Genomic DNA, 23552 nt, shown 5'->3' on the forward strand with positions numbered 1-23552 from the left:
AGAACTACTATTTTTGTTATTAGAATAGTTTTTTCGATAGTTGCTATAATTACTCATGGTATCATCACCTCCAATTAAATATATAATTATTATATGTACTAACTCTATTAATCGTTACGATAAAGAATAGGAAATTAAGATGCTGATATTAAAAAAATCTCCAAGGGTTTTCCAAGGAGATGAATTATATTTTTCTAATAGAAATGAATTAAATCAGTAGCCCCAATATGGAGGGAAATAGTATGAATCTTGATAATATAGATTTTGTTGTTGAATAGAGGTTTGAGTTGGTTCGTTTATCGTTCCACGGTTTTGATTACAGTTTGCTGGTGGGCCAATTACTGTAGTAGATTGAATTGGAGAAATGGCTTGTTTCCATTGTTGTTCATCGAGACAGTAAGTATGGGCCATAATGTTTGATGGAGTTAACCTTAAAATATCAGATCCAAAAATAACTTCAGGAGTTGGGGCATCAAAAATGGCTAATAAATGTGTATTATCTGTTGTGGCGATTTCATAATGCCACCAAGCTTGTGGAATATTAGCAACTTGCCCTGGTTTAATTGGTAAGTTTAATATTTGATTCGTAAATGGATTAAGTAAAGAAACAACGGCAGATCCTGAAATACAGTAAACGAGTTCAGCTGCATTTTGATGGATATGTGGTTCTACAACATTACTTGAGCTTAAATATATATCTAATAAAGAAGTGTTTTTTATTGTGTTTAATTGTTTGATGCCAAGTACGTTTATATAATTTTGGGCATCTTTCTTAAAAAAATTACTTTTACTTAAATCATGAGTGAAATTGGTAGAGGGGGATGTGTAGTCGATATTGGAAGTCAATTGTATTACCCGCCTTTCTTATGGTGTATTGCAATCTGAAATTAGGGTATGAGTCTAGTTATTGAAATGTGAAGGGCTGATGGTTTTAGTTTTTTTAAAATAAAAACGTTAGTATGTATGCAGTCTGATTGGATTACGATGAAATAGTATAAAGTTAGTTTGGTTGCGAAAAAAAGTGCTATTAATTACAATTAATGTGATTGATAGCGCTTTTTTTATTATGGAATACAAGGGGAGTGTGGGGAATGAATAAAACTATTTTAAAAGAGTTAGAAGTTGAATTGAAAAATCACTTTAAACCGTTTTTGAATGCACCTGCAACAATAGAAGAAATTAAATATGTCGAAAGTGAAATGGGAATTTCGTTTCCAGATGAATTACGTATGCTTTATCTCGCGCATAACGGTGAGGTTAAATCTGGACCAGGATTATTTTTTGGTTTGCCATTTCTCTCGTTAGATGAAGTTTTAGATGAGTGGAGAATATGGAAAAAGGTTGAAGATGGAGAACCATTTGATTTTGATGCATATTCTATACCAAAAAATTATATTAAAGAAAAATATGCAAATGGAAAATGGATACCAATTAGTAATGACGCTGGTGGGAATAATATTGCAATAGACGTTGATCCGGATAAAAAGGGGAAAATAGGACAAGTTATTAATTTTGGACGAGATGAAGAAGTGAAATATGTAATTGCAAATCGAATTTCAGATTTTTTACTATTTATTTTACAAACGCTAAAAGATAAAAATTTCACAATCCACCGAGAGGAAGATTATTTATATTGGAGTTATGGTACAAATGATAATATACATTTTTTAGACGCATTATTTAATATTGAATTACCTGTCTTACATCCTAATTTTATATTTCAGTCTGAAAATAATGTTAAAGATTGGTATGATAGTTTAAATGAAAAATGGAAAAACATCGTGGGATCTCATGAACGTGCGAGTAAATTTATAAGAGAAAAGAGATTATATTTAGGCGGAAATGAGTTAGTAGATATTAGTCCATTACAGATGTGTACTGAAGTAAGGGCGCTAATTTTAACTGGAAATGAAATTAAAGATATTAATGGATTAGAACGGATGACTGCTTTAAAAAAGTTATATTTAGTTAATAATCCAGTTCAAGATTTAAAGCCAATAGTACATTTGCAGCACTTAGAAGAAATGAATATTAAGAAGACGAGTGTAAATGATCTATCGGCACTTGTAGAAATGCCATCATTAAAAAAATTGGATATTTCAAATACTGATATTAAAGATTTTTCGTTACTACCGCAGTTTCGGAAGTTAGAATCGCTTTCTGTACATATTTCAAATCGTGAGCAGCTCATTGCAATTTCAAAAATAAATACTTTAAAGCATTTACGTATTTTAGGTTTAGAAAATGTCAATGAAGTAGAGTTACTCGTTTTACAAAACTTAAATAAATTAATAACAATTGAATTTGAAAATAGTATTGTTGATAACTTTAATTGTTTTAAAGATAATACAGCACTACAAAATATAAAGTTAAAAGATACAAATGTAAAAAATGGAAATGTATTAGGGCGATTGAAAGGATTAAAGGAGTTAGAATTAGATGGGGCAACAATTGAAAATCTTGAAGCGGTTTGTAGTTCTGACTCATTAGAAATATTTACAGGGTCGTTTGCTCAATTTAATATGCTAAAAGACTCTTTTGATAGAAAAATAGATTTCTCAAAAATAATAGGAGAAATGAGTGAGGAAGAACGTGAAATTTGGTACCAGTATGTAAATGAGTAAAGAAAAAATATTATATGGTAACGAATCGTTCAATTATGTGCTTTCATTTGCATTTGAGAATGAGAAAATTTCAAGCATTTATATGATGGTTAATCTTGAAAAACTTATGCATTTAAATGTAAAAATATAAAATAAAGACGCATTTCAATAGAAATACGTCTTTATTTTATTACTTTTCTAACATTTCAAGAGGTACATCTTTTTCACCAGCTACCTCGAATTTAATTTCCCCGTCTTCTTCATAAATACGTTTAATAATCGGTATAGTAATCATTAATTTTTTATGCTGTTTTCGCTTTCTAGCAGCGTCTAAGCTAATCACGTTCATTTGTAAGCATCCTTTCTTCTAGAAATATATAAACAAAAGAAAATGCGTCCGAAAAGGGCACTTAATTGAATTTGAAATACCGATTCATTTAAATGGGGTTTATATTATTTTATAATTTAAAACTGGTTGTAAAATAATGTGAATGGAATAATTGCACGTAGAAATTAACTTTACCAAAAAACGAAACAATATGCTATAAAAAAAATTAAAACTTTGTCATATAACGAGAAAAAGGTTTTCGTTTCGCATATAATGAAAAGTAGACGGGCAGCAAGAGCTTTTTCATCATATTGCTTTGGAAAGGCGATGAAAAGAATGGATACTTTAGATTCATTATTATCTCAACTTGAACAATATGGAGAAGAGCATGATCGACATAAAAAAACGCGGGAAGAAAAATTACGGAATATTTCTCGTGAGATGGGACAATTTTTATCAATTTTAGTAAAAGGATGTAATGTAAAAAAAATTTTAGAAATTGGAACTTCAAATGGTTATTCTACATTGTGGCTAGCAAATGCGGTAGAAGAAACAAATGGAAATGTTACAACGGTAGAACTTTCTTCAGAACGGGTGGGAGAGGCACTTGGGAATTTTAGGAAGGTGAATTTCACACAGCGAATCGATATTCACAATCAAGAAGCTGGAGCATTTTTAGATTCGCAATTAGATCATTCATTTGATTTTATTTTCCTAGATTCAGAACGAACGCAATATATGTGGTGGTGGGAACATATAAAACGTATTTTAGAGCCAAAAGGTTTTCTTGTTATTGATAATGCAACTTCTCATGCGGAGGAACTAGCAGAATTTATAAAGATGATTGAAGAAGATGATACGTTTGAAACGGTGTTATTAGCTTTTCAAAAGGGAGCATTTGTTGCGCGGAAGAATAATTAGAAGTGGGCTTAATGTAATTATCACATTGAAAGATAGCATATGTCAAAAGATAGAACATTATATAAATTTAAGAGGATAACTAAATGGAACTTCAATTTAATATTCAGTGGTGATTATTGACACTCCCCCCCTAAAGGGGCTAGCTGACTAACGTCAGTGGGATTCTTGCTACCAAAGGCGAAGTCCATTTCTGGTATCGCTGACGTGCAAGATTGCGGTGTGCCATCACCACTCCCACAACAGACCATATAGGTTCGTGGGCTACGGTACTGTGACCATACCGTACAGATTGTTCGTTCTCAAATGTTTTTACGTCTTTTGCATGACGACTTAATACATTTTACGGAGTAGAAGAATTTGCTACCCCAACCTCATATGTATTCTGTTTTCAGAGAACAGTCGTTTTAGAGTCTTTTGCATGACTATGAATAAAGTATACCATGTTTTGCTATGCAAAAACGATACTTTCATCCCACGTCTAAAGACGGACTAAAGTCCTGCGTGGGCTTTCCCGTATCGTAAATTCTGTAAGGTAATTCGTAAAGAATCCGCCTTCAGTATGTTACTCTCTAGGTCTTAAGTCTGAGGAAAATAATGAAGAGAACAGGTATACTTATACTATGAAACAGGGAATGACTGCATAAGCAGGTATTTCTTGAAAAATCGATTTCAAGCAAGCAAAATGTATATGAAATACGATATATTAGATGAAATATAGTGCACATAAATTCGCACATATAAATAAAGGAGCGATTTTGTTGACTGAACTCGAGAAAAAAGAACCTGTATCGATTGTGAAAGATAATAATGTAGAAGTAGTAGTGGATACAGTAATAAAAGATGCAGAACTTGAAGAACTGAATAAAGAAGCAGATCTTTATGTACAAAAGTTAAATAGCGAGCAAAATACAGATTTATCAAAAGTATTGTCGCAGCTTGGAGACTTAGGGGATAAAGAGCAGCAAGCGGCAGGACAAACGCTATCAGCTTTAAAACGTCCTGTGACAGCGATGATGAATGGAAAGAATGAAGAAATTCCAAATACATTGTTAGAATTACGAAAAGTGGTATCAGAACTTGATCCAAACTCATTAAAAGCAACTGGTATGAAGAAACTTATGTTTAAAGTGTTTAAGAAAAATCCGCTTGAAAATTACGTGCATAAATATCAATCTATAGATAAGCAAATCGAGGAGATTATAAGATCACTTCTCATTGGCCGTGATAACTTGCAAGAGGATACGGTTGGTCTTGAAATGTTAAAAGAGCAATCACACGATAAAATTCACGCTCTTGATAAACAAGTATACTTAGGAAGAAAACTTGCTGGTATGCTTGAAGCTGAGAAACAAAATCCAGAACGTCAAAGGGATATTCCGTTAATAAATGATGCATTAGAAAAGATACTTGTGCGTACTCGTAATATGCAACAAGCAAAAAGTGTATTATTACAATCTATCGCGTCTGTAGATATTATTAAGAAAAATAATGAAAAGCTAGCAGAAGCAATTCGCAATGCAATTACGATGACACAAAACGTTGTAACGGTTTCAGCTGCAATTCAGCTCGCATTAACAAATCAACGTAAAACAATTGATGCAGTTAATGCGACAAATGAAGCGATTGAATCAATGGTATTAAGCAATTCTCAAGCATTAAAACAAAATACAGAAGAAACAACAAAACTCCTAGAAAATCCTGCAATTAGCATGGATAAATTACGTGAATCATTCCAAAATGTATTCGCTGCTATTGAAGCATCTGAGAAATCGTCAGAGCGTATTATTGAGTCTAGTAAGAAGTTTGTAATTGAACTTGACACATTTAATGATGAGATGAAGCAGAAACTCATTCAGCGTCCAAGGAAATAACAGATCATTAGAGGAGGTGAAAAAATGAGTTTCATTCAAGGAGTATTATTACTATTAGGGTCATTACTTTTAATCGCATTTACTGTCGTTGTTTTAGTTGTATACTTCGGACGTAAACTTTATTTTTCATGGACGAAACCATATAAGAGAGCGCAAGATTCTATTGGAAAATTATCGAACAAATCAACACCGTTTTTACAAGAATTTACGCAGCACCCACTCTTTTATCGCTGGATTCGTACAGAAGGGAAAAAAGAACAAAATACATTAAATACACTTTTCTGTTCATCGGGCCAACGTACGAGAGAGCAAGTTTTCTCAATGTTACCGAAAGAAAAGCAGAAAAAAGTGCATGTGATGGCAAAAACAACAAAAAAGCTTACGAATGAAGATATTGATATCGCAACAATGAAAGTGAAAGATTTCTTGAGACAAGAATCACAGCAAACTGTAAAACCGACAGACTTATCGTTTTATAAATTGTATTTCTATGATCGATATCCAGATGCATTAAATACAATTCAAGCATATAAACGCTCGATTAATCCTTCACTACAAAGAACGGTTGATGACATTACAATTTCAGTATTAAATGCACTTCCGTACTATCAAGAACAACGCATGTTTGAACAACAACATAAACTTGAAACGTTCTTAATGAAAGATTTAACAGCGATGCTATCATTAGTGGTACAATTACCACCATCACAACGTCCTGAAAAAGAAGAAGAACTAAAAATATACTTGCAAAATTTCCAAAAAGAAATGGAAGTAGTAGAGCGAGACATTCGTGATTCCATTGATCACGATTTGAATGTGAAGATGAGAGCAGCGACTGAGAAGTTTAAGAATAAATAGAAAAAACCGCCTTAAAAGTTGAATGTTTCGGCTTTTAGGCGGTTTTTTGTGAATTTGAGGAAGTTGATAATTTTAAAAATTGTATGGGAGAAGTTACATTTGTATCACAATCAGAAATGGCAGCGAAAAGAACATATTATTTGATGAAGGAAATATACATTAAAGTACAAATAGCTGAATGAGATTTTTTGTATGATTTGTAAAAATATGATGTTAAAATATATAAAGGGATGTAGAGTCAGAAAAGTACAATGTGCATAATAATTGAATAGTGTATAAGTATTCCCATGTAGAAAGTGAATGATTACATGATTAATAGTATGCAACTGTTGTATGTAGTGGCTTCTTATTTATTTGGAAACATATTGACCGCTTATATAGTAACAAAATGGAGACATAACGTTGATATTCGTGATGAAGGAAGCGGAAATCCTGGTGCAAGAAATATGGGGCGAGTATATGGAAAAGGGTATTTTGTCGCTACATTTATAGGTGATGCGATCAAAGGTGCAATTGTAGTTTATATAGCAAAATACCTTTTTGAAGATGCTACATTCGTAATGCTGGCATTATTGGCCGTTATCATTGGACATATTTATCCAATTTTGTTTAAAGGTAAGGGTGGAAAAGGAATTTCAACATTTATTGGAGGGTTAATAGCATTTGATTATTTGATAGCGCTTACTCTAATAGGCATTTTTATTGTATTTTATTTAATATTTAAAGGATTTACTAAGCCAGGGTTAATTACAATCGCTTGTTTACCAATTTGCATGATTTTTTATTCTTACTCTATTGGTACGACTATTTTAAGTGCATTTATTATTGTGCTTATTTTATATGTAAATCGAGAATAAAGTGAATCTTTTATAAGTGGGGGAATCTCCACTTATAATTTTTATTAATTTGATAGTGAGCGGTAAGTAGAGATAAAGGAGGTAAGAAATGGGGTTAATTTATAAGGTTGCTGATCAAGCTTGGGAATTTGAAAGTATACATAAATTGAACTATAAAACATTTGTAGAAGAGATTCCGCAGCATGAGGAAACGAAAGAACGTTTTCGTATAGATCGATTTCATGAAGAAAATACATATTTAATTTGTTTAGATGGTGAGAAATTAGTAGGCATGGTCGCGGTGCGGGGAAAACGACCATTCTCGTTAGATTATAAAATTTCAAATTTAGATTTTTATTTACAAGAGCATGGAGAAAAAGTATATGAAATTCGTTTACTCTCAGTAGAAAGTGAATATCGAAATGGAAGAGCACTGTTAGGGTTAATTCGCTTTTTACATCGTTATTTACTTCTAAATGGATATGAATTAGCACTCATTTCAGCCACAACACGTGAGCTTCCTTTATATGAGCAAATGGGGTTTAAACCTTTCCATACGCTAGTTGGAACAGAAGAAGCAGCTTTCCAGCCAATGTATGTTACACCCACTAAGTTTGAAGAGTCGAGTGTTGGGGGGATTATGACGAAAGAATATACGTTTTTACCTGGCCCAGTAGACATCGAAGAGAATGTCCAAAAGGCATTTTCTACTAAGCCTATTTCCCATCGCTCCAAGTCATTTCAAGTGACGATGGGAAATGTAAAAAAACGATTACTTCAAATAACGAAAGCAAAACGTGTACAAGTTATGTTAGGAACAGGGACGTTAGCGAATGATGCAATTGCTTTACAGTTACGTTCATTAAAAGGTAAAGGACTAGTTTTAGCGAACGGGGAGTTCGGTAATAGATTAATTGAGCAGGCAAAACGTGCACATTTAAATTTTGATACGTATAAAAAAGAAATGGCAGAGCCGTTTATTTATACAGAATTAGAAAAAATAATGGCAATTGGAAATTATGAATGGCTTTGGTTTGTTCACCATGAAACATCAACTGGAATGTTAAATAATTTAGAAGAACTAGACATTCTTTGTAAAAAGTATCAAATGAAACTATGTGTAGATTGTATAAGCTCAATTGGAGCAATACGAATAAATTTGAAGGATGTATATTTTGCAAGTGGTGTAAGCGGAAAAGCGATTAAATCATTTACAGGATTATCTTTCGTTTTTCATAATCACATTGTAGAGAAAAACGAAGCAATACCTGTGTATATGGATATTGGTATGTATGAAATGGATGATAGTATTCCATACTCCCATTCATGGAATTTAATTTATGCATTGCAAGAAGCATTGAAGCGATTCGAAGATGAAGAGGCATTTGAAAAAATAAAAGAGGCGTATGCTTATATTGAACAAGCTATTACTACTATGGGTTTAAAGCTTGTTTCACCTAAAGATCATGCCGCTCAAATTGTTCTTACCATTCAATTAAACGAAGGGCAGTCTTCTAAGGCAGTAGGCGATGCATTAGCATTACAAGGATATATTGTTCATTATGAATCAGCATATTTACAAAAGAATAACTGGATTCAAATAGCATGTCTGAATCACTATAAAGAACGTGATATGAAGAGGATGTTAAATTGTTTGCAGATGTGTGTCTTAAAGAAGGGCGTACAGGTATGACAAATGTTTTCTTAACATAGTTGGTTGCGTATAAAGGAGTTATTATTTACGAAAACTGAGGAATGACAATAGAGTAGATCATAAATCATTGGAAGAGGTGTTAGTATGATAACTAGTAAACTACCATTACATATAGCAGACATTAAAAAGGCTCAAAAAATTCTTGATAGAAACGTTCGTAAAACACCATTAGTAAAATCTTTTTATTTGACTAGTAAAACTGGTGGAGAAATTCATTTGAAGTTAGAAAATATGCAATTAACGGGTTCTTTTAAATTCCGTGGTGCATTTAATAAAATGTCGCAGCTTACAGAGCAAGAAAAAGAGAAAGGCGTTATTGCATGTTCGGCAGGTAATCATGCACAAGGTGTTGCTTTATCTGCTCATTTACTTGGTATTAAGAGTAAAATCGTAATGCCAATTTCTGCACCTCTAGCGAAAGTCGAGGCTACCAGAGGATATGGATCAGAAGTTGTTTTATACGGTGAAACTTTTGATGATGCGAAGGCAAAATGTGAGGAGATTATAAGAGAAACAGGTGAAACATACTTACATCCATATGACGATGTAGAGGTAATGGCTGGTCAAGGCACAATTGGCTTAGATATTCTTGATGATATGTGGGATGTTGATACGGTTATTGTGCCAATTGGCGGAGGCGGAATTATTTCTGGTATTGCTGTTGCATTAAAATCTTTTAATCCATCAATCAATATAATTGGTGTACAAGCAGAAAATGTTCATGGGATGAAGGCATCTTATGATAAAGGGACAATCGTAGAACATTACGAGGCACCTACTATAGCAGATGGTTGCGCAGTTAAAATACCAGGAAATTTAACGTTTGAAGTTGTAAAAGAATTAGTAGATGATATTGTAACAGTATCAGAAGGTGAATTAGAGGTAGCAATGAAAGACTTATTACAACGTGGAAAGGCTGTAGTAGAAGGTGCGGGTGCACTAGCTACTGCTGCTCTGCTTGCAGGGAAAGTTGATCAATATATTAAAGGGAAAAAAGTAGTAGCGGTTATATCTGGTGGAAACGTAGATTTGCAACGTATTTCAAGTGTATGTGAGCACTTTTTTGTAGCTAATGAAGTAAAATAGTATTTTGAAAAATAGTTTTATGAAAGAGGAGCTAAGAGAAATTATATTAGCTCCTCTTTCATTATGCTTGTGCTGAAGTAAATAATGACTCCATTTTTATTTTACTCTTTTCTCGAATTTCAGCGTCTGCATGTCGCATAACATATTTATGCGCTACAGCGATTGCTAAAACATCATCTAATAAGCCAATCCCGATAATAGCAGCTATATCTGGAATGAAATCGATTGTTAATACGTAATAGGATAAGGCGGCTAATATAATGAGTTTCGCTTTAGTAGGTAACTTTTTCTTTTTCATTGTGTAGAATAAAATAATACTTTCATATACGCTGGATTTTCCGAGGTTTACTGAGCTTTTTTTGAATTTTTTCCAAAGGGTCTGTTTCTCCATATAAACACTCCTTTTACAAAAACATAGATTTTTTAAAAGGATGGACAAAGAAGCGAAAGAATAATCAATTTTATTATTTATTCTTATTGTATATTTCCATAAGAAATAGGAAAGTACCTGTTCGAAAAAATAAAATGTGTACTTTATAATTACTGTATAAAATAATAAAAAGCCTATCTTTCCTATATCGGAAAGATAGGCTTTTCAATTCATAGATTCTGCAATTTGAATCAAATCCTGAGCATTGTATTTTCTTTTTATATGTAGTTTGTTACCAATGGCGATTTTATATTGAAAACCATCCTTCTGAAAGATAAGTTCATATGCTAAATCAAAATGAGGATTATATACTGCCTTTATATTATGTTTTAAAATGTAAAACTTAGTTCCCTTATGTACATATTGACCTAATTTATGTTGAACTGGTGAAACAGTGATTTTTAAAATCCCATTAATATCTTCATTGTAGTATCGTAGTTCTAAGTAATCGTTATAGATGAACCCTTGAAATTCGTGAATTTCGAACGGGAATTTTGTAGGAGTAAGTATATGTTCCTTACACTTCATTTCATATTCTTTTACAATAGTAGCTTCTTTCATAAGAGGATTAGTTCCATCATAAATTTGATTAATTTGAGATATTTTATTATTTTTTGTTACTATTTCTAAAATGTAACCGATAGTAAATCCATCATCAGTGTCTTTGAAATAAGAAATAAGAATTGTAGTATCTTCTTTTGGAGACGGTACTATTTTAATTTCATGAATATGTTTATCTGTATGGAAAGTAGGCAATTCAATCCCTTCTGTTACATATGACTGCATTAATTTTTTATCATTTTTGAGTAATGCATGTTTGAATTCACTTATTACATCTGTTTGAGATTTCGCCATAATAATTGAGGTCGATTGAAAATATAGTAAGAAAAATATACAAAATATCTTTATGAATGTAGTGGTCAATTTTATCACCCTGTAACTATATTTCCGTAACATTGAAATATATATGTATAGGAGAACATATGTAATTTAAAAGTTGCTTTAGGAGGGGAGAAGATGGGTTTATTATTTGATGTAATAGCAGATATAATTTTATTTTATCCTCGAAATGATATGAAATTAAAACATCATATTGCGAAATTAAGCGGATTTGAGTGGTTTCGAAGGTTACATGAAGATACGAAGTATACAAGTTTAATTTGGAGTAACAAAAAAATTAAGAAGTAAATTTTGTCTTCCGGCAATATGGAAGGACTTTTAAAATCTGAAAGAAAACAAACCGAATTCGTTCAACTTGTATATAGTGAATATAAAAAGAGAAGGTAAGAATTTTTTTATTTTTCATATTTGGCGAAACAAATGGTACAATGAAAGCTAATGTGAAAAATAAGGAAAAGAAGTGGTCAATATGAAAAACTTTTTAGAATTAGGAATTAGTGAAACTTTTAATCATACATTACGTGAAAATGGAATCACAGAAGCAACACCAATTCAAGAGAAAGCAATTCCTGTTATTATGTCAGGAAAAGATATTATTGGACAGGCGAAAACAGGAACGGGTAAAACGTTAGCGTTCGTTTTACCTATTTTAGAAAAAACCAATCCAGAGTCTAGTGATGTTCAGGCTTTAATTGTTGCGCCAACAAGGGAACTGGCACTACAAATTACAGCTGAAATTAAAAAGATGCTTGTTCATAGAGAAGATATTAATGTGCTTGCGATTTATGGCGGGCAAGATGTTGCACAGCAATTGAGAAAACTAAAAGGTAATACACATATTGTTGTAGCAACACCAGGGCGATTATTAGATCATATACGACGCGAAACAATTGATTTAAGTAATCTTTCAACGATTGTACTAGATGAAGCGGATCAAATGCTTTATTTCGGTTTCTTATATGATATTGAAGATATTTTAGATGAGACACCTGACAGTAAACAAACGATGTTATTCTCAGCAACGATGCCAAAAGATATTAAAAAACTAGCGAAGCGTTATATGGAAGAGCCGCAAATGATTCAAATACAAAGTGAAGAAGTAACGGTAGATACAATTGAGCAGCGTGTCATTGAGACGACAGATCGTGCAAAGCCAGATGCACTTCGTTTTGTTATGGATCGTGATCAGCCATTTTTAGCAGTTATTTTCTGTCGTACAAAGGTTAGAGCAAGTAAGCTTTATGATGATTTAAAGGGATTTGGTTATAATTGTGCTGAACTTCATGGTGATATACCTCAAGCGAAACGTGAAAGAGTCATGAAGAGTTTCCGCGAAGCTAAAATTCAGTACTTAATTGCGACTGATGTAGCAGCTCGTGGACTGGATGTAGATGGTGTCACTCACGTATTTAACTATGATATTCCTGAAGATGTAGAAAGCTATATTCACCGTATTGGCCGAACAGGACGTGCAGGTGGATCAGGTCTTGCAATTACGTTTGTTGCAGCGAAAGATGAAAGATATTTAGAAGAAATTGAAAAAACGCTTGGTGCACCACTGCAAAGAGAAATAATTGAACAACCGAAGATAAAACATGTAGATGAAAATGGAAAACCGGTACAAAAGCCGGCTCCAAAGAAATCAGGTCAATATCGTCAAAGAGATAGCCGTGAAGGTTCAAGAAGTGGTTCAAAAGGTGGACCAAGAAACGATTCAAGAAATAGTTCGAGAAATGATAACAATCGATCATTTAATAAGCCAAGTAATAAGAACAATAGTGCAAAGCAAGGTCAGCAAAGACGTGGCCGTTAAATCTTAAAATAGTAATCGGGATAAAGAGGGTTGTTATTATTTGTCGATAAGTTGATAAATAATAACAATCACCGATAAAATTTCAGATATGATTGTAAATCATTTTATTTATTAGATAGAAAAAAAAGAGTCGCGAAAAAATTGCGGCTCTTTTTTGTTCTTTATTTTGAAATTAGTATATACACGATAAGTTCGATTTATGAAGCAATATAATTTCATTTACCGTAATAAAAGTAATTTTAAACATTTATTAAGAAAATAAAAAATGTTTGCGGAGCTCCTTTATTAATGGGGAGCTTTTCTTTTTTTTAAACTCTCTCGTGTGTTATTATGGGATTATTCTGAATTTATGACAGGAGGCCTTTTGATGAAAAATGAAACGTTACATACACAAGAAGATATCTTGAAGATGATGGATTCTTTATTAAGAACCGCAGTACCATTTTGGAATGAATTTTACACGAATAGAGAAAAGGATGTTCCTTTTTTTGCAAATGTTCCAGATGAGAATTTAGTTTCATATATACAAAAAGAATGGATTTCAAAAGGGAAAGTGTTAGAGCTTGGATGTGGTCCAGGAAGAAATGCAATTTATTTAGCGAAACAGGGGTTTGATGTAACAGCCGTAGATTTGTCTATAGAAGGAATTAATTGGGCCAAAGAGAGGGCGTTAGAAAACGGAATAGAAATACAATTTGTTTGTGAATCGATTTTTAATTTGGATTTTCAAGATGAATATGATTTTGTATATGATTCCGGTTGCTTGCATCACATTCCACCACATAGAAGAATGAATTATGTTGATCTAGTTAAAAACTCATTAAAATCAGGTGGTTATTTCGGATTAACATGTTTTGCAGCAGGTGATTTGAATGAGCGAAATGGATCGGAAATAACGGACTGGGATGTGTATAGAGGATGGAGTTTGCAAGGTGGTCTTGCATATTCAGAAGAAAAGTTAAGAGAGATATTTAAAGAATTTGAAGTAATTGAAATTAGAAAAATGAAGCAAATTGAACAACCAAATAATATGTTTGGGGAATCATTTCTTTGGACAGCATTATTTAAGAAGAAATAAGAAAGTAGATAATTGACAAACTCATCGTTTTTATAGACAATATATTTACGGGAATATACGTTCGGTTTTGTTGGTCGATGTATGTTTTGCATAAATATATAACAAGGGGATGTCTCTAAATGAGTAACACAAATCAAAAAATCACTACGTTTTTAATGTTTGAGGGAAAAGCTGAAGAAGCGATGAATTTTTATACGTCGTTATTTGATCAATCAGAAATTGTAAACATCTCTCGATACGATGAAAAGGGACCTGGTGAAGAGGGCACTGTAATTCATGCAACATTCACGTTAAATGGCCAAGAGTTCATGTGTATCGATAGTTTTGTAAAGCATGATTTTACATTCACTCCAGCTATGTCTCTTTATGTAACTTGTGAAACGGAAGAAGAAATTAAAACTGTTTTTAATAAGTTAGCACAAGACGGAGCAATTCTTATGCCTTTAGGTTCATATCCGTTTAGTAAAAAATTTGGCTGGTTAAATGATAAGTATGGCGTATCTTGGCAGTTAACTCTTGCTGGAGATGAATAATTAAAATAATATGGTGACAGTAACGTCATAACAAAAGGGATGATTCAAGATTAATATGTATCATCCCTTTTATTTTTTGTTTTACAAACGTCACTGGTTTTTAAAGAACGTTTCATTATTATAACTAAAGAAGAAAGATCATCGTTATTCAATAAGATTAAAATAGATTTAGCTACCCGTTGTATTTATAACAACTTTAGGTTTTTATATAATATAAAACTGCTAAATTAATTTTTTAGCTTATCTAGTAATGGAATTCATTAACTGGAAGAAGTATTCAGGTTTATAAGTCTTATTTAGGTTATACCATGAATGTAACGTATCTGGTGCAAATACATCAATTTTTTTCAATACTTCCATTGCAAATTCCAAAGGAGCTACTCCTGATGCAGTAATCAAATTTTTATCACATACTGCAGGTTCCATCTTATAAAGTTGTTCTCCTTTATAATTAGGACAAACCATTTTAATATACTCTAAGTCATTGCTTGTATGCTGTCTAGAATCTAGGTATCCGAAATTAGCTAGTCCCTCAGTTGCACCACAAATGGCAGCAACAATAGTGCCGAGTTTTAACGCTTCACCAATTTTTTTTAAGATAGGGTGATGAATGCTTTCTCCCCAAGTAGTCCCTCCAGGTAAAACTAAAAGATCGTTACTCTCAAGAGTACATTCATCAAGGGAAATATCTGGCTTTATGCTCAGTCCTCCCATCGTAGTAATAATTTCATTATTAGCTCCTACTGTAACTACCTTTAAAGGGGCTAACTCTTTTTTGAAATATCTTCCTGAGTTTAGTTCTGCAATTAAATGTCCATATTCCCAGTCTGACATCGTATTAAATACATAAAGATAAACTTTTTTTGTTTGCATACAATAACACTCCAATCACAATTGAGTTTTTCAAAAAAATATTAATAAATAAATTTTACAATATTTATCATTTGAATTTAACCTATTTCTTTAAGAATTTTGGATACTTTATTTGAAGGTATGGTTTAAGAATTAAACAGCCTTCAAAAAATATAATAGTTGAAATTTGTTGGTTTTAGAATGAAGAAATTAGGCTCAATATACCAACTTAATTATTCATAATTGAGTTGTGGTATAATTTACATACAGGGGGAAAGTAGATGACACAACATAAAGAAGAGCAAATGAATGAGGCATTAGCATTATTTTACTTTGCATATAAAACTTTTACAGAAAAACCAGATGAAATAATAAAAGAGTATAGTATACAGCGTGTACATCATAGAATTCTGTTTTTTATCGCTCGTTTTCCAGGGCTTAGTGTAAATGAGCTGCTATCACTTTTAGAAATAAGTAAACAAGCTCTTCATGGACCGTTGCGCCAACTGTTAGATAAAGGACTTATTGAGAGTAATGAAGCTGAACATGATCGTCGTGTGAAACAGCTGTCTTTAACAGAAGAAGGAACAGACTTAGAGAAAAAACTGAGCGATGTTCAAAGAGAACAAATGGGAGCTATTTTTGAACAGTTTGGCGAATCATGTGAAGAAAATTGGCATCAAGTTATGAATGAAATGGCAAATAGCCGTTCAGGATTTGATGCATGGACGGCTAAGCGTGAAATACCAGTAAAATAAAAGATAGAAATAGTATCTTGTTTTGTAGTTTGAAAAATCATAAATTTTCACCTGTATATTTGGCAACTATGGATAAAAAATTCACATTACCAAAAACTTTATATGTGTACGTATTGAAATTTTAAAATTCATATTTCCGAGAGGGGAATTATAATGATAAAACTTGTACTCATTCGTCACGGACAAAGTTTGTGGAATCTTGAAAATCGATTTACAGGATGGACAGATGTAGATTTATCAAAGAATGGATTAAGTGAAGCGAGAGAAGCAGGAACAATATTAAAAAAGAATGGATATACGTTTGATATTGCCTATACATCAGTATTAAAACGAGCAATTCGGACATTATGGATTGTACTTCATGAAATGGATCTTACTTGGGTTCCTATACATAACTCATGGAAGTTGAATGAACGCCATTATGGTGCACTACAAGGATTGAATAAAGACGAAACTGCAAAAAAATATGGAGATGAAAAAGTTCATATTTGGAGAAGAAGTATAGATGTGAGACCGCCTGCACTTACTGAAGATGATCCCCGATATGAAGCGAATAATCCGAGATACAAAACGTTAAAAAAAGGCGAGTTCCCATTAACTGAATGTTTAGAGGATACGGAGAAAAGAGTAGTTGATTATTGGCATGAAAAAATCGCACCGGCATTAAAAAATGGTGAAAAAGTAATTATTTCATCACACGGCAATACGATTCGTTCACTTGTGAAATACTTAGACAATCTCTCAAATGATGGTGTAGTAACATTAAATATACCGACTAGCATTCCGCTTGTTTATGAATTGGACGAAAATTTACATCCGATTCGTCATTATTACTTAAGTATGGACGGGGAAGTACCTGAAGGGGAAATTCCGAAACATATTTCTTTTTAACGTGAAAATTTGAAACGGATGCTTGTCTACATATACAATGTAGATTCATGATAAAAGACGTGGCCTGCTTCTAATGTATATGCGATGTAGCTAACTTTAGAAGGTTGTCCACGTCTTTTGTCATAAAGAGAGCTCTTTGCGCATGTAATGGTATCGTGAGTAGTTTTGGAATGGAGGGTGATGTGATTGACGATCTCTAACATTCGAATCGGCTTATTTATTTTAGCAATCGTCTTTATTGTTCTTGTTTTCTTTTATTGGAAAAATGAAGAATTGTATGAGGAGAAGAAACAGCGAATTCGAAAAACGTGGTACGGTTTGTTCATAACATCAGTCACAGTTTATTTCACGATAAAAGGAATAGATTTAACCCTCTGGAAAAATCTTTTAATGTTTACTGCGATGGTAATTTTCGTTGATATTGCATTCATTTTGACACCTAACATTTCAGAAATATGGGGTGCAAAATTCAGTGATATCGGAAAGACGGTCCAATCAATTAAACGGTCATTAATTGCTTCAAAAGCAAGAGGAGAAATATATACGACAATTATTCAAAATGTAAATCCAGCAGCATTTGGGACAATGGAATGGCACACGGAAGAAGAATATACAAAAAGTTTAAACGCATTTCTTGATTCGTATGGTGAAAAAGTAGGTGCGAAAATTGTTGTATTTGAAGCAGTGAACGAATTAAATACGAATTTCCGTGGTATTCGCTCTCAATTTAGTATTACAGTACCTCTAGAACATATAGAGCAATTGAATGGCCAGCAAGCGGTTCAAGTAGAAAATGTCGGAATTATACCAGCAAAAATAGTGAATGATGTTTTTATTGTTATTGATGGGAAGAAGAATAACCTTCAAGATCGAGATTTTGAAAATGTATATAATTTAACAATACATCATAGTTATTTTAGTAAATAAGGACAGAATCTTTTTCTGTCCTTTTCACCTATACATAAAGGGAGAACAAATTCAGACAAGCTTGTATAAAATCGGACAATCATTCCTACACTAGCACGTAGAGGTGATTGTAGTGATAAAAGATTATGACAATGATTTTTTTAAAGAAGATAATGAAGATACAACAGATTTTTCTTTAATAAAAGGAGATACTTTGCAGCAAGTGGAAGAGTTAGAAGAAGAATTAAAAAGAAAATGATACGTGTACACTCTGTTTGCATTTGCTATATAATATAAATAAAAGGTTGTATCTTTTTGAAAAGGGGGAGAAGAGATGGCTGAAATAAATGTACAAAATTCTTCGTTTTTTAAAGAAAAAAAAGAAGAAGTAAATACAGATTTCTCTCTTGTGAAGGGTGCATTAACGGAAAATATAAATCGTTTAGAAAAGCTTATGAATAGTAATAGTTCGAAATATATACAGGTAAAAAAAATAAAAGAAAATGCATAGAGCATTTTCTTTTATTTTTTTCGTTATTTGTGGATTAATAAGTAGTAGAGTATGAAAAGCCTTATTAATTAAAATAACAAATTTTTAAAATGTTAAAAGAAAGGTAAAATAATGAATCGTGGTATAATGATAAAGGACTTACATATTATTTCGTCATTTTGAGAGGAGCTTGAAAAATGTATTCTACTTTAGAACAATTAACAAAGCACCCTGTATTTTATCATTTTGCAGAAATTTCAAAGATTCCTAGAGGATCAGGTAATGAAAAAGAAATTAGTGATTACTTAGTGAGTTTCGCAAAGGAACGTAATTTAGAAGTTATTCAAGACGAAGCGTTAAATGTCATTATAAAAAAAGAAGCTACTTCTGGTTATGAGAATGTTCCAGCTATTATCATTCAGGGGCACTCTGATATGGTGTGTGAAAAAAACCAAGCGACAGTTCATGATTTTGAGAAGGATCCAATTGAATTAAGAATTATTGGAGATATGTTATATGCGAACGAAACTACTTTAGGTGCTGATAATGGTATTGCCGTTGCATATGCATTAGCATTATTAGATTCAACAGACATTCCGCATCCAGCTTTAGAAGTTGTTATTACAACTGAAGAAGAAACGACAATGGGCGGTGCATTCGCTGTCGATTCAAATCATTTTGACGGAAAAATATTTATTAATATTGATTCTGAAGAAGATCATAAATTACTAGTGAGTAGCGCAGGTGGTGCGAAAGCAGTTGAAACAATTCCAGTAATTTGGGATGAGGCACCAGTTGATATGGATACATACCGTCTATATGTTGGTGGACTTAAGGGCGGACATTCTGGTATGGAAATTGATAAACAACGTGGGAATGCGAACAAAGTACTAGGACGAGTTTTACGTGATTTATCAATAAATATTCAATTTGATATAAGTGATGCTCACGGCGGATTAAAAACGAATGCAATTCCACGTGAAAGTGTAGCTACAATTTTATTACGTCAAGAAGATGTAGAGCAAGTTGAAGAAAAGTTAAAATCATGGACACGAGTATTACAAGAAGAAATGCGTGCTGTTGATCCGGATGTTCATGTTACACTTACAAAATTAGATGAGAAAGTAGAAAAAGTATTTGCTAAAGAAACACAAAAACAGCTTATTTCTTCATTATTCTTAATTCCGAACGGCATTCAAAGTATGAGCATGGATATTAAAGGTCTAGTAGAAAGCTCAACAAATTTAGGCGTTATTGAAACGTTGCAAGATGAAATTAAATTACGTAACGAAGTGAGAAGTTCTGTAAGTAGTTTAAAACAACATGTTGCAGATGAAATTAAATGTATTGCCGAATTAGTTGGTGCAACATTTGAAATAGAGTCAGAGTATCCAGAATGGCCATACAATCCGAATTCACAGATTCGTAATTTGTTTGAAAAAGTGCATCAAGAAAAATACAATAAAGATGTTGAAATCTTTGCTGTACATGCAGGAATTGAGTGCAGTGTATTTGTTCAAAAAATGCCTGAATTAGATGCAATTTCATTTGGGCCAGATATATTCAACGTCCACACTCCAGATGAGCATATTAGTATTTCTTCTGTTGTGAACAACTGGGGATTCTTCGTTGACGTAATGCAGGGAACGAAAGAATTAGCTAAGTAATAACGATAAAATGAAAAGTAGCCTATAAAAATTTATAGGCTACTTTTTTGTGTTGGAATTTATTAGAAGTTATTTTCCGCTAGTATGTAATATTAAGCTTGAACAATTAATAAGGATGAATTGTTGATGTTTTTTAGTACTTATGAAGGGAAGAAAGCAATTTATTGTTTGTATGCTGTTATTGTTCTTCACATTTAGTTTTATTGGAGTTCACAAAATAATAGCAGAAGAAGTTGGATTTTCAGGAACAACTGCTCCATTGAATGTAAATGTTAGAGAAGAAAAAAGTTTGAATGCAAATATTGTAGATGTGATTCCCGGAAATACAAAAGTATCCTTTAAAGGATGGGAGTATGGTGAAGCGGTTAAAGATTACTGGACAGGAAATTTAGATAATCGTTGGTTTTATTATTTTAAAGATGGGAAAAAAGTATATGGAACGTCAGCTTATATTAATGGGAATCCTCCAAATATATCAACAAATCGTAAATTATCTGTTCCTAACATATTACAAGAAAGATCAAATTGGTGTTGGGCGGGCACTTTGGTTTCAGTTTTAAATTATTTTGGGAAAACTCCTTCACAAGATCAGTATGTTAGGTATGTCAAAGGTGGATCATATAATAATCCTGCAACTTCACGTGAAATACAATATGGATTATCGGGATATGGTGTTAGCTCAGCTATAAGTTCTGGAGCAAAATCGTATGATTGGTTCAAAAATCAAATTAATAGTAATCAACCGATGATTGCACTCATTATGTGGCAAAATGGAGCTAACATCGGACACTTTCTAGTACTTGATGGATTCTATAAAGGTACAAATGGAACAGACTATATAACATACATGGACCCTTGGTATGGTGATCATTATAATCATAATTTCAGTACGTTCTATAACAATAATAATTTTTGGTGGAATGAAACGGTTTATAATATCCATGCGAACTAATAATATTAAAAGTGTGGGGGTTCATTAATGGGAAAACTACTTAAGCTTGTGCTACCATGCATTTGTTTAATGACTGTTATTATTTTCGCTAGTAAAGTTACCAATCTATGAAACGATTCCAGCACAGCAAATTTTAAATAGCTCTGAATTTAAGCATATACTATTACCAACAAATGAAAAGTTGTGGTTTATTATGAAGGGTGAGCAACCAGAAGGACTAATTGTTGCGAATGATACTGAACCGATTCGAATGGGCGGAGAAAATAGAAGCAAAGATTTATATGGGTTATATAAAGCAATAAAAAATAATACAAATGATACAAAAAATATTAGTTATTTTGAATTTGAAGGGCAAGGAATATTGGTAGTAAATCAAAATAATGACCAAGAAATATACCTTAGTAAGGGTGCCGCTTCTATATTAAAACTTCCTGCTGATCAAAAAGTATTGAGCAGTGAAGTAATACAGAAAATGAAAGAGAGAATCGTAACTGCTTTTGAATAGTTAATTATAAACTGAATAAATATATACGTATGTAATATAAAATTTCATGTACTGTATTAATTTTAGAAATGAATACATTCATAAAAAATACAATAGAAGAAGCAGAAAAGATAACAAGTGAAAAAAGCGCGGGATGTTATAGGAATAAATAGTGATTATAGTAGCGATTTCGTATACTCTTCACGTTAGGATTAATGGCAGTATTAGGGTACCTCATCTATACTGTTATAAACCTTTTATATGAATTCCAGAATTTTTTTAAAAGGTTCGATTTAAATCGTGCTTCATATGTAATGATTTAATTAAAAAAGCTTGACCTTAACACTATGTAAAGGTTTACAGTAAGGCAGAAAAGGAGGTTAAGAAATGCAAAAAATAACGAAATTGTGTATGAGTGCTGTACTAACCACATCTATTATTAGTGGTTATGCTCAAGTTAAGGGAATTGAGAAAGTTCAGGCGAAGGAAATTGAAAAAACGCAGAGAGAAGATATGAAGAAAGTAGAGGTGCAAAAAAAAGTAGGAAAGTATACAATGCCAGATGAAAAAAGCAAACATGAAGGAACATGGCTACAATGGCCTCATGAATTTACATACGGGCCAAAATATCAGCAAGAAGTAGAACCGATTTGGATTCAAATGACAGAATCTTTAAGCAAAGGCGAAAAAGTTCATATTGTTGCATATGATCAAGAAGAGAAAGAAAGAATTATTGAAGTTTTAACGGATCAAGGAGTGAATATGGAGAAAATTGATTTCTTTATCGCACCTACTGACGATGTATGGGCTAGAGATACTGGTCCAATTTTTGTTTACGATAATGACAAAAATCTAAAGATATTAGATCCAGGATTTAACGGATGGGGAAAGAAAACGCCATATAAGAAAGATGCTCGTCTTCGTGAGAATCTTAGCAAACAGTTAGGCATTGAAAGAATTAATTGGAATAAATTTGTTCTTGAAGGCGGCGCATTTGAATTAGATGGTAATGGAACTGCTTTATTAACTAGAAGTGCTGTGACGAATAAAAATAGGAACGCTAAATTGTCAGAAAAGGATATTGAAAAATATATTAGTGAACTTGGGGTAACAAATTTTATTTGGTTAGATGGAGCACCTAACTTAGATATTACTGATTTTCATATTGATGGATTCGCCAAATTCCACGATAAATCTACTATTATAACGTTAAAAGAAAAAGATTTAGCTGAATGGGGAGCGTCTGACAAAGATATTAACAAGTTGCTGCAGGCAAAAGATGCTACAGGTAATAAGTACAAGTATGTATATCTACCGCTAAGCAAGAATAATGTTACATTAAAAAATGGGAAGCAGCTTGATTATAAAGGTTCCTATATTAATTATTATATAGCGAATCAAGTTATCTTAGTTCCTAACTATAATGATCCTAATGATAAAATAGCAAATGAGATGATTCAAAAACTTTATCCTGATCGTAAAGTGGTGGGGATTGATGTAAGAGAGCTTTATAAAAATGGTGGTATGATTCATTGTATTACTCAACAACAACCAATTAATTTAAAATAATATATTTATAGT

General features: G+C 32.4%; 23 protein-coding genes and 3 pseudogenes. 21 read left to right on the forward strand and 5 right to left on the reverse strand.

The features are described from left to right. Positions 1-213: 213 nt before the first annotated feature. Positions 214-846, reverse strand: coding sequence for a cupin domain-containing protein (locus tag EXW56_RS11775; RefSeq protein ID WP_215597506.1), 633 nt, complete (start codon positions 844-846; stop codon positions 214-216). Between the two features lie 245 nt (positions 847-1091). Here EXW56_RS11775 and EXW56_RS11780 point away from each other — a divergent pair, with 245 nt between their 5' ends. Then, on the forward strand, positions 1092-2624 hold the full coding sequence (locus EXW56_RS11780; RefSeq protein ID WP_215597507.1) for an SMI1/KNR4 family protein: 1533 nt from the start codon (positions 1092-1094) through the stop codon (positions 2622-2624). Positions 2625-2643: 19 nt separating this feature from the next. Next, a pseudogene (locus tag EXW56_RS11785) lies at positions 2644-2754 on the forward strand (RNA polymerase sigma factor SigJ); the annotation flags it as partial. A 39-nt stretch (positions 2755-2793) separates the two neighbouring features. Here EXW56_RS11785 and EXW56_RS11790 read toward each other — a convergent pair. After that, positions 2794-2952: a hypothetical protein gene (locus tag EXW56_RS11790; RefSeq protein ID WP_002157830.1), complete on the reverse strand. Its 159-nt coding sequence runs from the start codon at positions 2950-2952 to the stop codon at positions 2794-2796. Between the two features lie 306 nt (positions 2953-3258). Here EXW56_RS11790 and EXW56_RS11795 point away from each other — a divergent pair, with 306 nt between their 5' ends. The 6 genes from EXW56_RS11795 (at position 3259) to tdcB (ending at position 10217) form a co-directional block, all read left to right on the forward strand. Beyond that, on the forward strand, positions 3259-3852 hold the full coding sequence (locus EXW56_RS11795; protein WP_078181928.1) for an O-methyltransferase: 594 nt from the start codon (positions 3259-3261) through the stop codon (positions 3850-3852). A gap of 758 nt (positions 3853-4610) precedes the next feature. Next, positions 4611-5723, forward strand: a complete 1113-nt coding sequence (locus EXW56_RS11800) for a toxic anion resistance protein (RefSeq protein WP_002109928.1) — start codon at positions 4611-4613, stop codon at positions 5721-5723. A 24-nt stretch (positions 5724-5747) separates the two neighbouring features. Further along, entirely contained in the window at positions 5748-6581 is an 834-nt protein-coding gene (locus EXW56_RS11805; RefSeq protein ID WP_215597508.1) for a DUF3974 domain-containing protein, read from the forward strand. A gap of 308 nt (positions 6582-6889) precedes the next feature. Beyond that, positions 6890-7438: a glycerol-3-phosphate 1-O-acyltransferase PlsY gene (plsY, locus tag EXW56_RS11810; RefSeq protein WP_002109931.1), complete on the forward strand. Its 549-nt coding sequence runs from the start codon at positions 6890-6892 to the stop codon at positions 7436-7438. Positions 7439-7526: 88 nt separating this feature from the next. Then, positions 7527-9110, forward strand: a complete 1584-nt coding sequence (locus EXW56_RS11815) for an aminotransferase class V-fold PLP-dependent enzyme (RefSeq protein ID WP_204209224.1) — start codon at positions 7527-7529, stop codon at positions 9108-9110. A 105-nt stretch (positions 9111-9215) separates the two neighbouring features. After that, on the forward strand, positions 9216-10217 hold the full coding sequence (tdcB, locus tag EXW56_RS11820) for a bifunctional threonine ammonia-lyase/L-serine ammonia-lyase TdcB (protein ID WP_002157827.1): 1002 nt from the start codon (positions 9216-9218) through the stop codon (positions 10215-10217). A gap of 61 nt (positions 10218-10278) precedes the next feature. On the opposite strand, the gene EXW56_RS11825 is transcribed toward tdcB, so the two are convergent. Beyond that, positions 10279-10608 (reverse strand): YkvA family protein, encoded by a 330-nt coding sequence (locus tag EXW56_RS11825; protein WP_070128385.1) that lies wholly within the window; start codon positions 10606-10608, stop codon positions 10279-10281. A gap of 204 nt (positions 10609-10812) precedes the next feature. Beyond that, positions 10813-11604 carry a hypothetical protein gene (locus EXW56_RS11830; RefSeq protein ID WP_215597509.1) on the reverse strand — a complete coding sequence of 264 codons (792 nt, stop codon included), beginning with the start codon at positions 11602-11604 and terminating at the stop codon, positions 10813-10815. Positions 11605-11664: 60 nt separating this feature from the next. Between EXW56_RS11830 and EXW56_RS11835 the strand changes: the two are divergent. The 4 genes and pseudogenes from EXW56_RS11835 to EXW56_RS11850 all read left to right on the forward strand — a co-directional run bounded on the left by EXW56_RS11835 (position 11665) and on the right by EXW56_RS11850 (position 14971). Continuing rightward, positions 11665-11934: pseudogene (locus tag EXW56_RS11835) on the forward strand (hypothetical protein). A gap of 73 nt (positions 11935-12007) precedes the next feature. Then, positions 12008-13360, forward strand: a complete 1353-nt coding sequence (locus EXW56_RS11840; RefSeq protein WP_215597510.1) for a DEAD/DEAH box helicase — start codon at positions 12008-12010, stop codon at positions 13358-13360. 367 nt (positions 13361-13727) lie between these two features. After that, positions 13728-14438 carry a class I SAM-dependent methyltransferase gene (locus EXW56_RS11845; RefSeq protein WP_215558479.1) on the forward strand — a complete coding sequence of 237 codons (711 nt, stop codon included), beginning with the start codon at positions 13728-13730 and terminating at the stop codon, positions 14436-14438. Between the two features lie 119 nt (positions 14439-14557). Continuing rightward, positions 14558-14971 carry a VOC family protein gene (locus EXW56_RS11850; RefSeq protein ID WP_215558480.1) on the forward strand — a complete coding sequence of 138 codons (414 nt, stop codon included), beginning with the start codon at positions 14558-14560 and terminating at the stop codon, positions 14969-14971. A gap of 240 nt (positions 14972-15211) precedes the next feature. Here EXW56_RS11850 and EXW56_RS11855 read toward each other — a convergent pair whose 3' ends face one another. After that, on the reverse strand, positions 15212-15844 hold the full coding sequence (locus EXW56_RS11855) for a type 1 glutamine amidotransferase family protein (protein WP_204209219.1): 633 nt from the start codon (positions 15842-15844) through the stop codon (positions 15212-15214). Between the two features lie 260 nt (positions 15845-16104). Between EXW56_RS11855 and EXW56_RS11860 the strand changes: the two genes are divergently transcribed. The 9 genes and pseudogenes from EXW56_RS11860 to EXW56_RS11900 all read left to right on the forward strand — a co-directional run bounded on the left by EXW56_RS11860 (position 16105) and on the right by EXW56_RS11900 (position 23540). Beyond that, positions 16105-16581 (forward strand): MarR family winged helix-turn-helix transcriptional regulator, encoded by a 477-nt coding sequence (locus tag EXW56_RS11860; protein WP_204209218.1) that lies wholly within the window; start codon positions 16105-16107, stop codon positions 16579-16581. A gap of 153 nt (positions 16582-16734) precedes the next feature. Next, positions 16735-17472 carry a 2,3-diphosphoglycerate-dependent phosphoglycerate mutase gene (gene gpmA, locus EXW56_RS11865; RefSeq protein WP_215597511.1) on the forward strand — a complete coding sequence of 246 codons (738 nt, stop codon included), beginning with the start codon at positions 16735-16737 and terminating at the stop codon, positions 17470-17472. A gap of 186 nt (positions 17473-17658) precedes the next feature. Then, positions 17659-18399: a type II toxin-antitoxin system SpoIISA family toxin gene (locus tag EXW56_RS11870; protein ID WP_215558483.1), complete on the forward strand. Its 741-nt coding sequence runs from the start codon at positions 17659-17661 to the stop codon at positions 18397-18399. Positions 18400-18511: 112 nt separating this feature from the next. Beyond that, complete coding sequence (locus tag EXW56_RS11875) at positions 18512-18637, forward strand: hypothetical protein (protein WP_000588712.1); 126 nt, start codon at positions 18512-18514, stop codon at positions 18635-18637. Between the two features lie 75 nt (positions 18638-18712). Next, entirely contained in the window at positions 18713-18889 is a 177-nt protein-coding gene (gene spoIISB, locus EXW56_RS11880; protein WP_002200471.1) for a stage II sporulation protein SB, read from the forward strand. A gap of 176 nt (positions 18890-19065) precedes the next feature. After that, positions 19066-20535: an aminoacyl-histidine dipeptidase gene (gene pepD, locus EXW56_RS11885; protein ID WP_204209215.1), complete on the forward strand. Its 1470-nt coding sequence runs from the start codon at positions 19066-19068 to the stop codon at positions 20533-20535. A gap of 142 nt (positions 20536-20677) precedes the next feature. Beyond that, the gene (locus EXW56_RS11890) at positions 20678-21487 is read left to right on the forward strand and encodes a C39 family peptidase (protein ID WP_204209214.1); all 810 of its coding nucleotides are present in this window, start codon (positions 20678-20680) and stop codon (positions 21485-21487) included. A gap of 27 nt (positions 21488-21514) precedes the next feature. Continuing rightward, positions 21515-21992: pseudogene (locus EXW56_RS11895) on the forward strand (hypothetical protein). Between the two features lie 366 nt (positions 21993-22358). After that, entirely contained in the window at positions 22359-23540 is a 1182-nt protein-coding gene (locus EXW56_RS11900; protein ID WP_002200467.1) for an agmatine deiminase family protein, read from the forward strand. Positions 23541-23552: the final 12 nt, after the last annotated feature.

It is taken from the genome of Bacillus mycoides (assembly GCF_018742245.1).
In the GTDB taxonomy this organism is placed as follows: domain Bacteria; phylum Bacillota; class Bacilli; order Bacillales; family Bacillaceae_G; genus Bacillus_A; species Bacillus_A cereus_U.

Excerpts from the sequence above, each read along its gene's own strand:
- EXW56_RS11855 (WP_204209219.1), bottom strand. The coding sequence starts at position 15,844 with ATGCAAACAAAAAAAGTTTATCTTTATGTATTTAATACGATGTCAGAC.
- pepD (WP_204209215.1), top strand. The coding sequence starts at position 19,066 with ATGTATTCTACTTTAGAACAATTAACAAAGCACCCTGTATTTTATCAT.
- EXW56_RS11900 (WP_002200467.1), top strand. The coding sequence starts at position 22,359 with ATGCAAAAAATAACGAAATTGTGTATGAGTGCTGTACTAACCACATCT.
- EXW56_RS11830 (WP_215597509.1), bottom strand. The coding sequence starts at position 11,604 with ATGTTACGGAAATATAGTTACAGGGTGATAAAATTGACCACTACATTC.
- EXW56_RS11790 (WP_002157830.1), bottom strand. The coding sequence starts at position 2,952 with ATGAACGTGATTAGCTTAGACGCTGCTAGAAAGCGAAAACAGCATAAA.
- EXW56_RS11815 (WP_204209224.1), top strand. The coding sequence starts at position 7,527 with ATGGGGTTAATTTATAAGGTTGCTGATCAAGCTTGGGAATTTGAAAGT.
- EXW56_RS11805 (WP_215597508.1), top strand. The coding sequence starts at position 5,748 with ATGAGTTTCATTCAAGGAGTATTATTACTATTAGGGTCATTACTTTTA.
- EXW56_RS11825 (WP_070128385.1), bottom strand. The coding sequence starts at position 10,608 with ATGGAGAAACAGACCCTTTGGAAAAAATTCAAAAAAAGCTCAGTAAAC.
- plsY (WP_002109931.1), top strand. The coding sequence starts at position 6,890 with ATGATTAATAGTATGCAACTGTTGTATGTAGTGGCTTCTTATTTATTT.
- EXW56_RS11890 (WP_204209214.1), top strand. The coding sequence starts at position 20,678 with ATGAAGGGAAGAAAGCAATTTATTGTTTGTATGCTGTTATTGTTCTTC.
- spoIISB (WP_002200471.1), top strand. The coding sequence starts at position 18,713 with ATGGCTGAAATAAATGTACAAAATTCTTCGTTTTTTAAAGAAAAAAAA.
- EXW56_RS11780 (WP_215597507.1), top strand. The coding sequence starts at position 1,092 with ATGAATAAAACTATTTTAAAAGAGTTAGAAGTTGAATTGAAAAATCAC.
- EXW56_RS11795 (WP_078181928.1), top strand. The coding sequence starts at position 3,259 with ATGAAAAGAATGGATACTTTAGATTCATTATTATCTCAACTTGAACAA.
- EXW56_RS11845 (WP_215558479.1), top strand. The coding sequence starts at position 13,728 with ATGAAAAATGAAACGTTACATACACAAGAAGATATCTTGAAGATGATG.
- EXW56_RS11860 (WP_204209218.1), top strand. The coding sequence starts at position 16,105 with ATGACACAACATAAAGAAGAGCAAATGAATGAGGCATTAGCATTATTT.
- EXW56_RS11850 (WP_215558480.1), top strand. The coding sequence starts at position 14,558 with ATGAGTAACACAAATCAAAAAATCACTACGTTTTTAATGTTTGAGGGA.
- gpmA (WP_215597511.1), top strand. The coding sequence starts at position 16,735 with ATGATAAAACTTGTACTCATTCGTCACGGACAAAGTTTGTGGAATCTT.
- tdcB (WP_002157827.1), top strand. The coding sequence starts at position 9,216 with ATGATAACTAGTAAACTACCATTACATATAGCAGACATTAAAAAGGCT.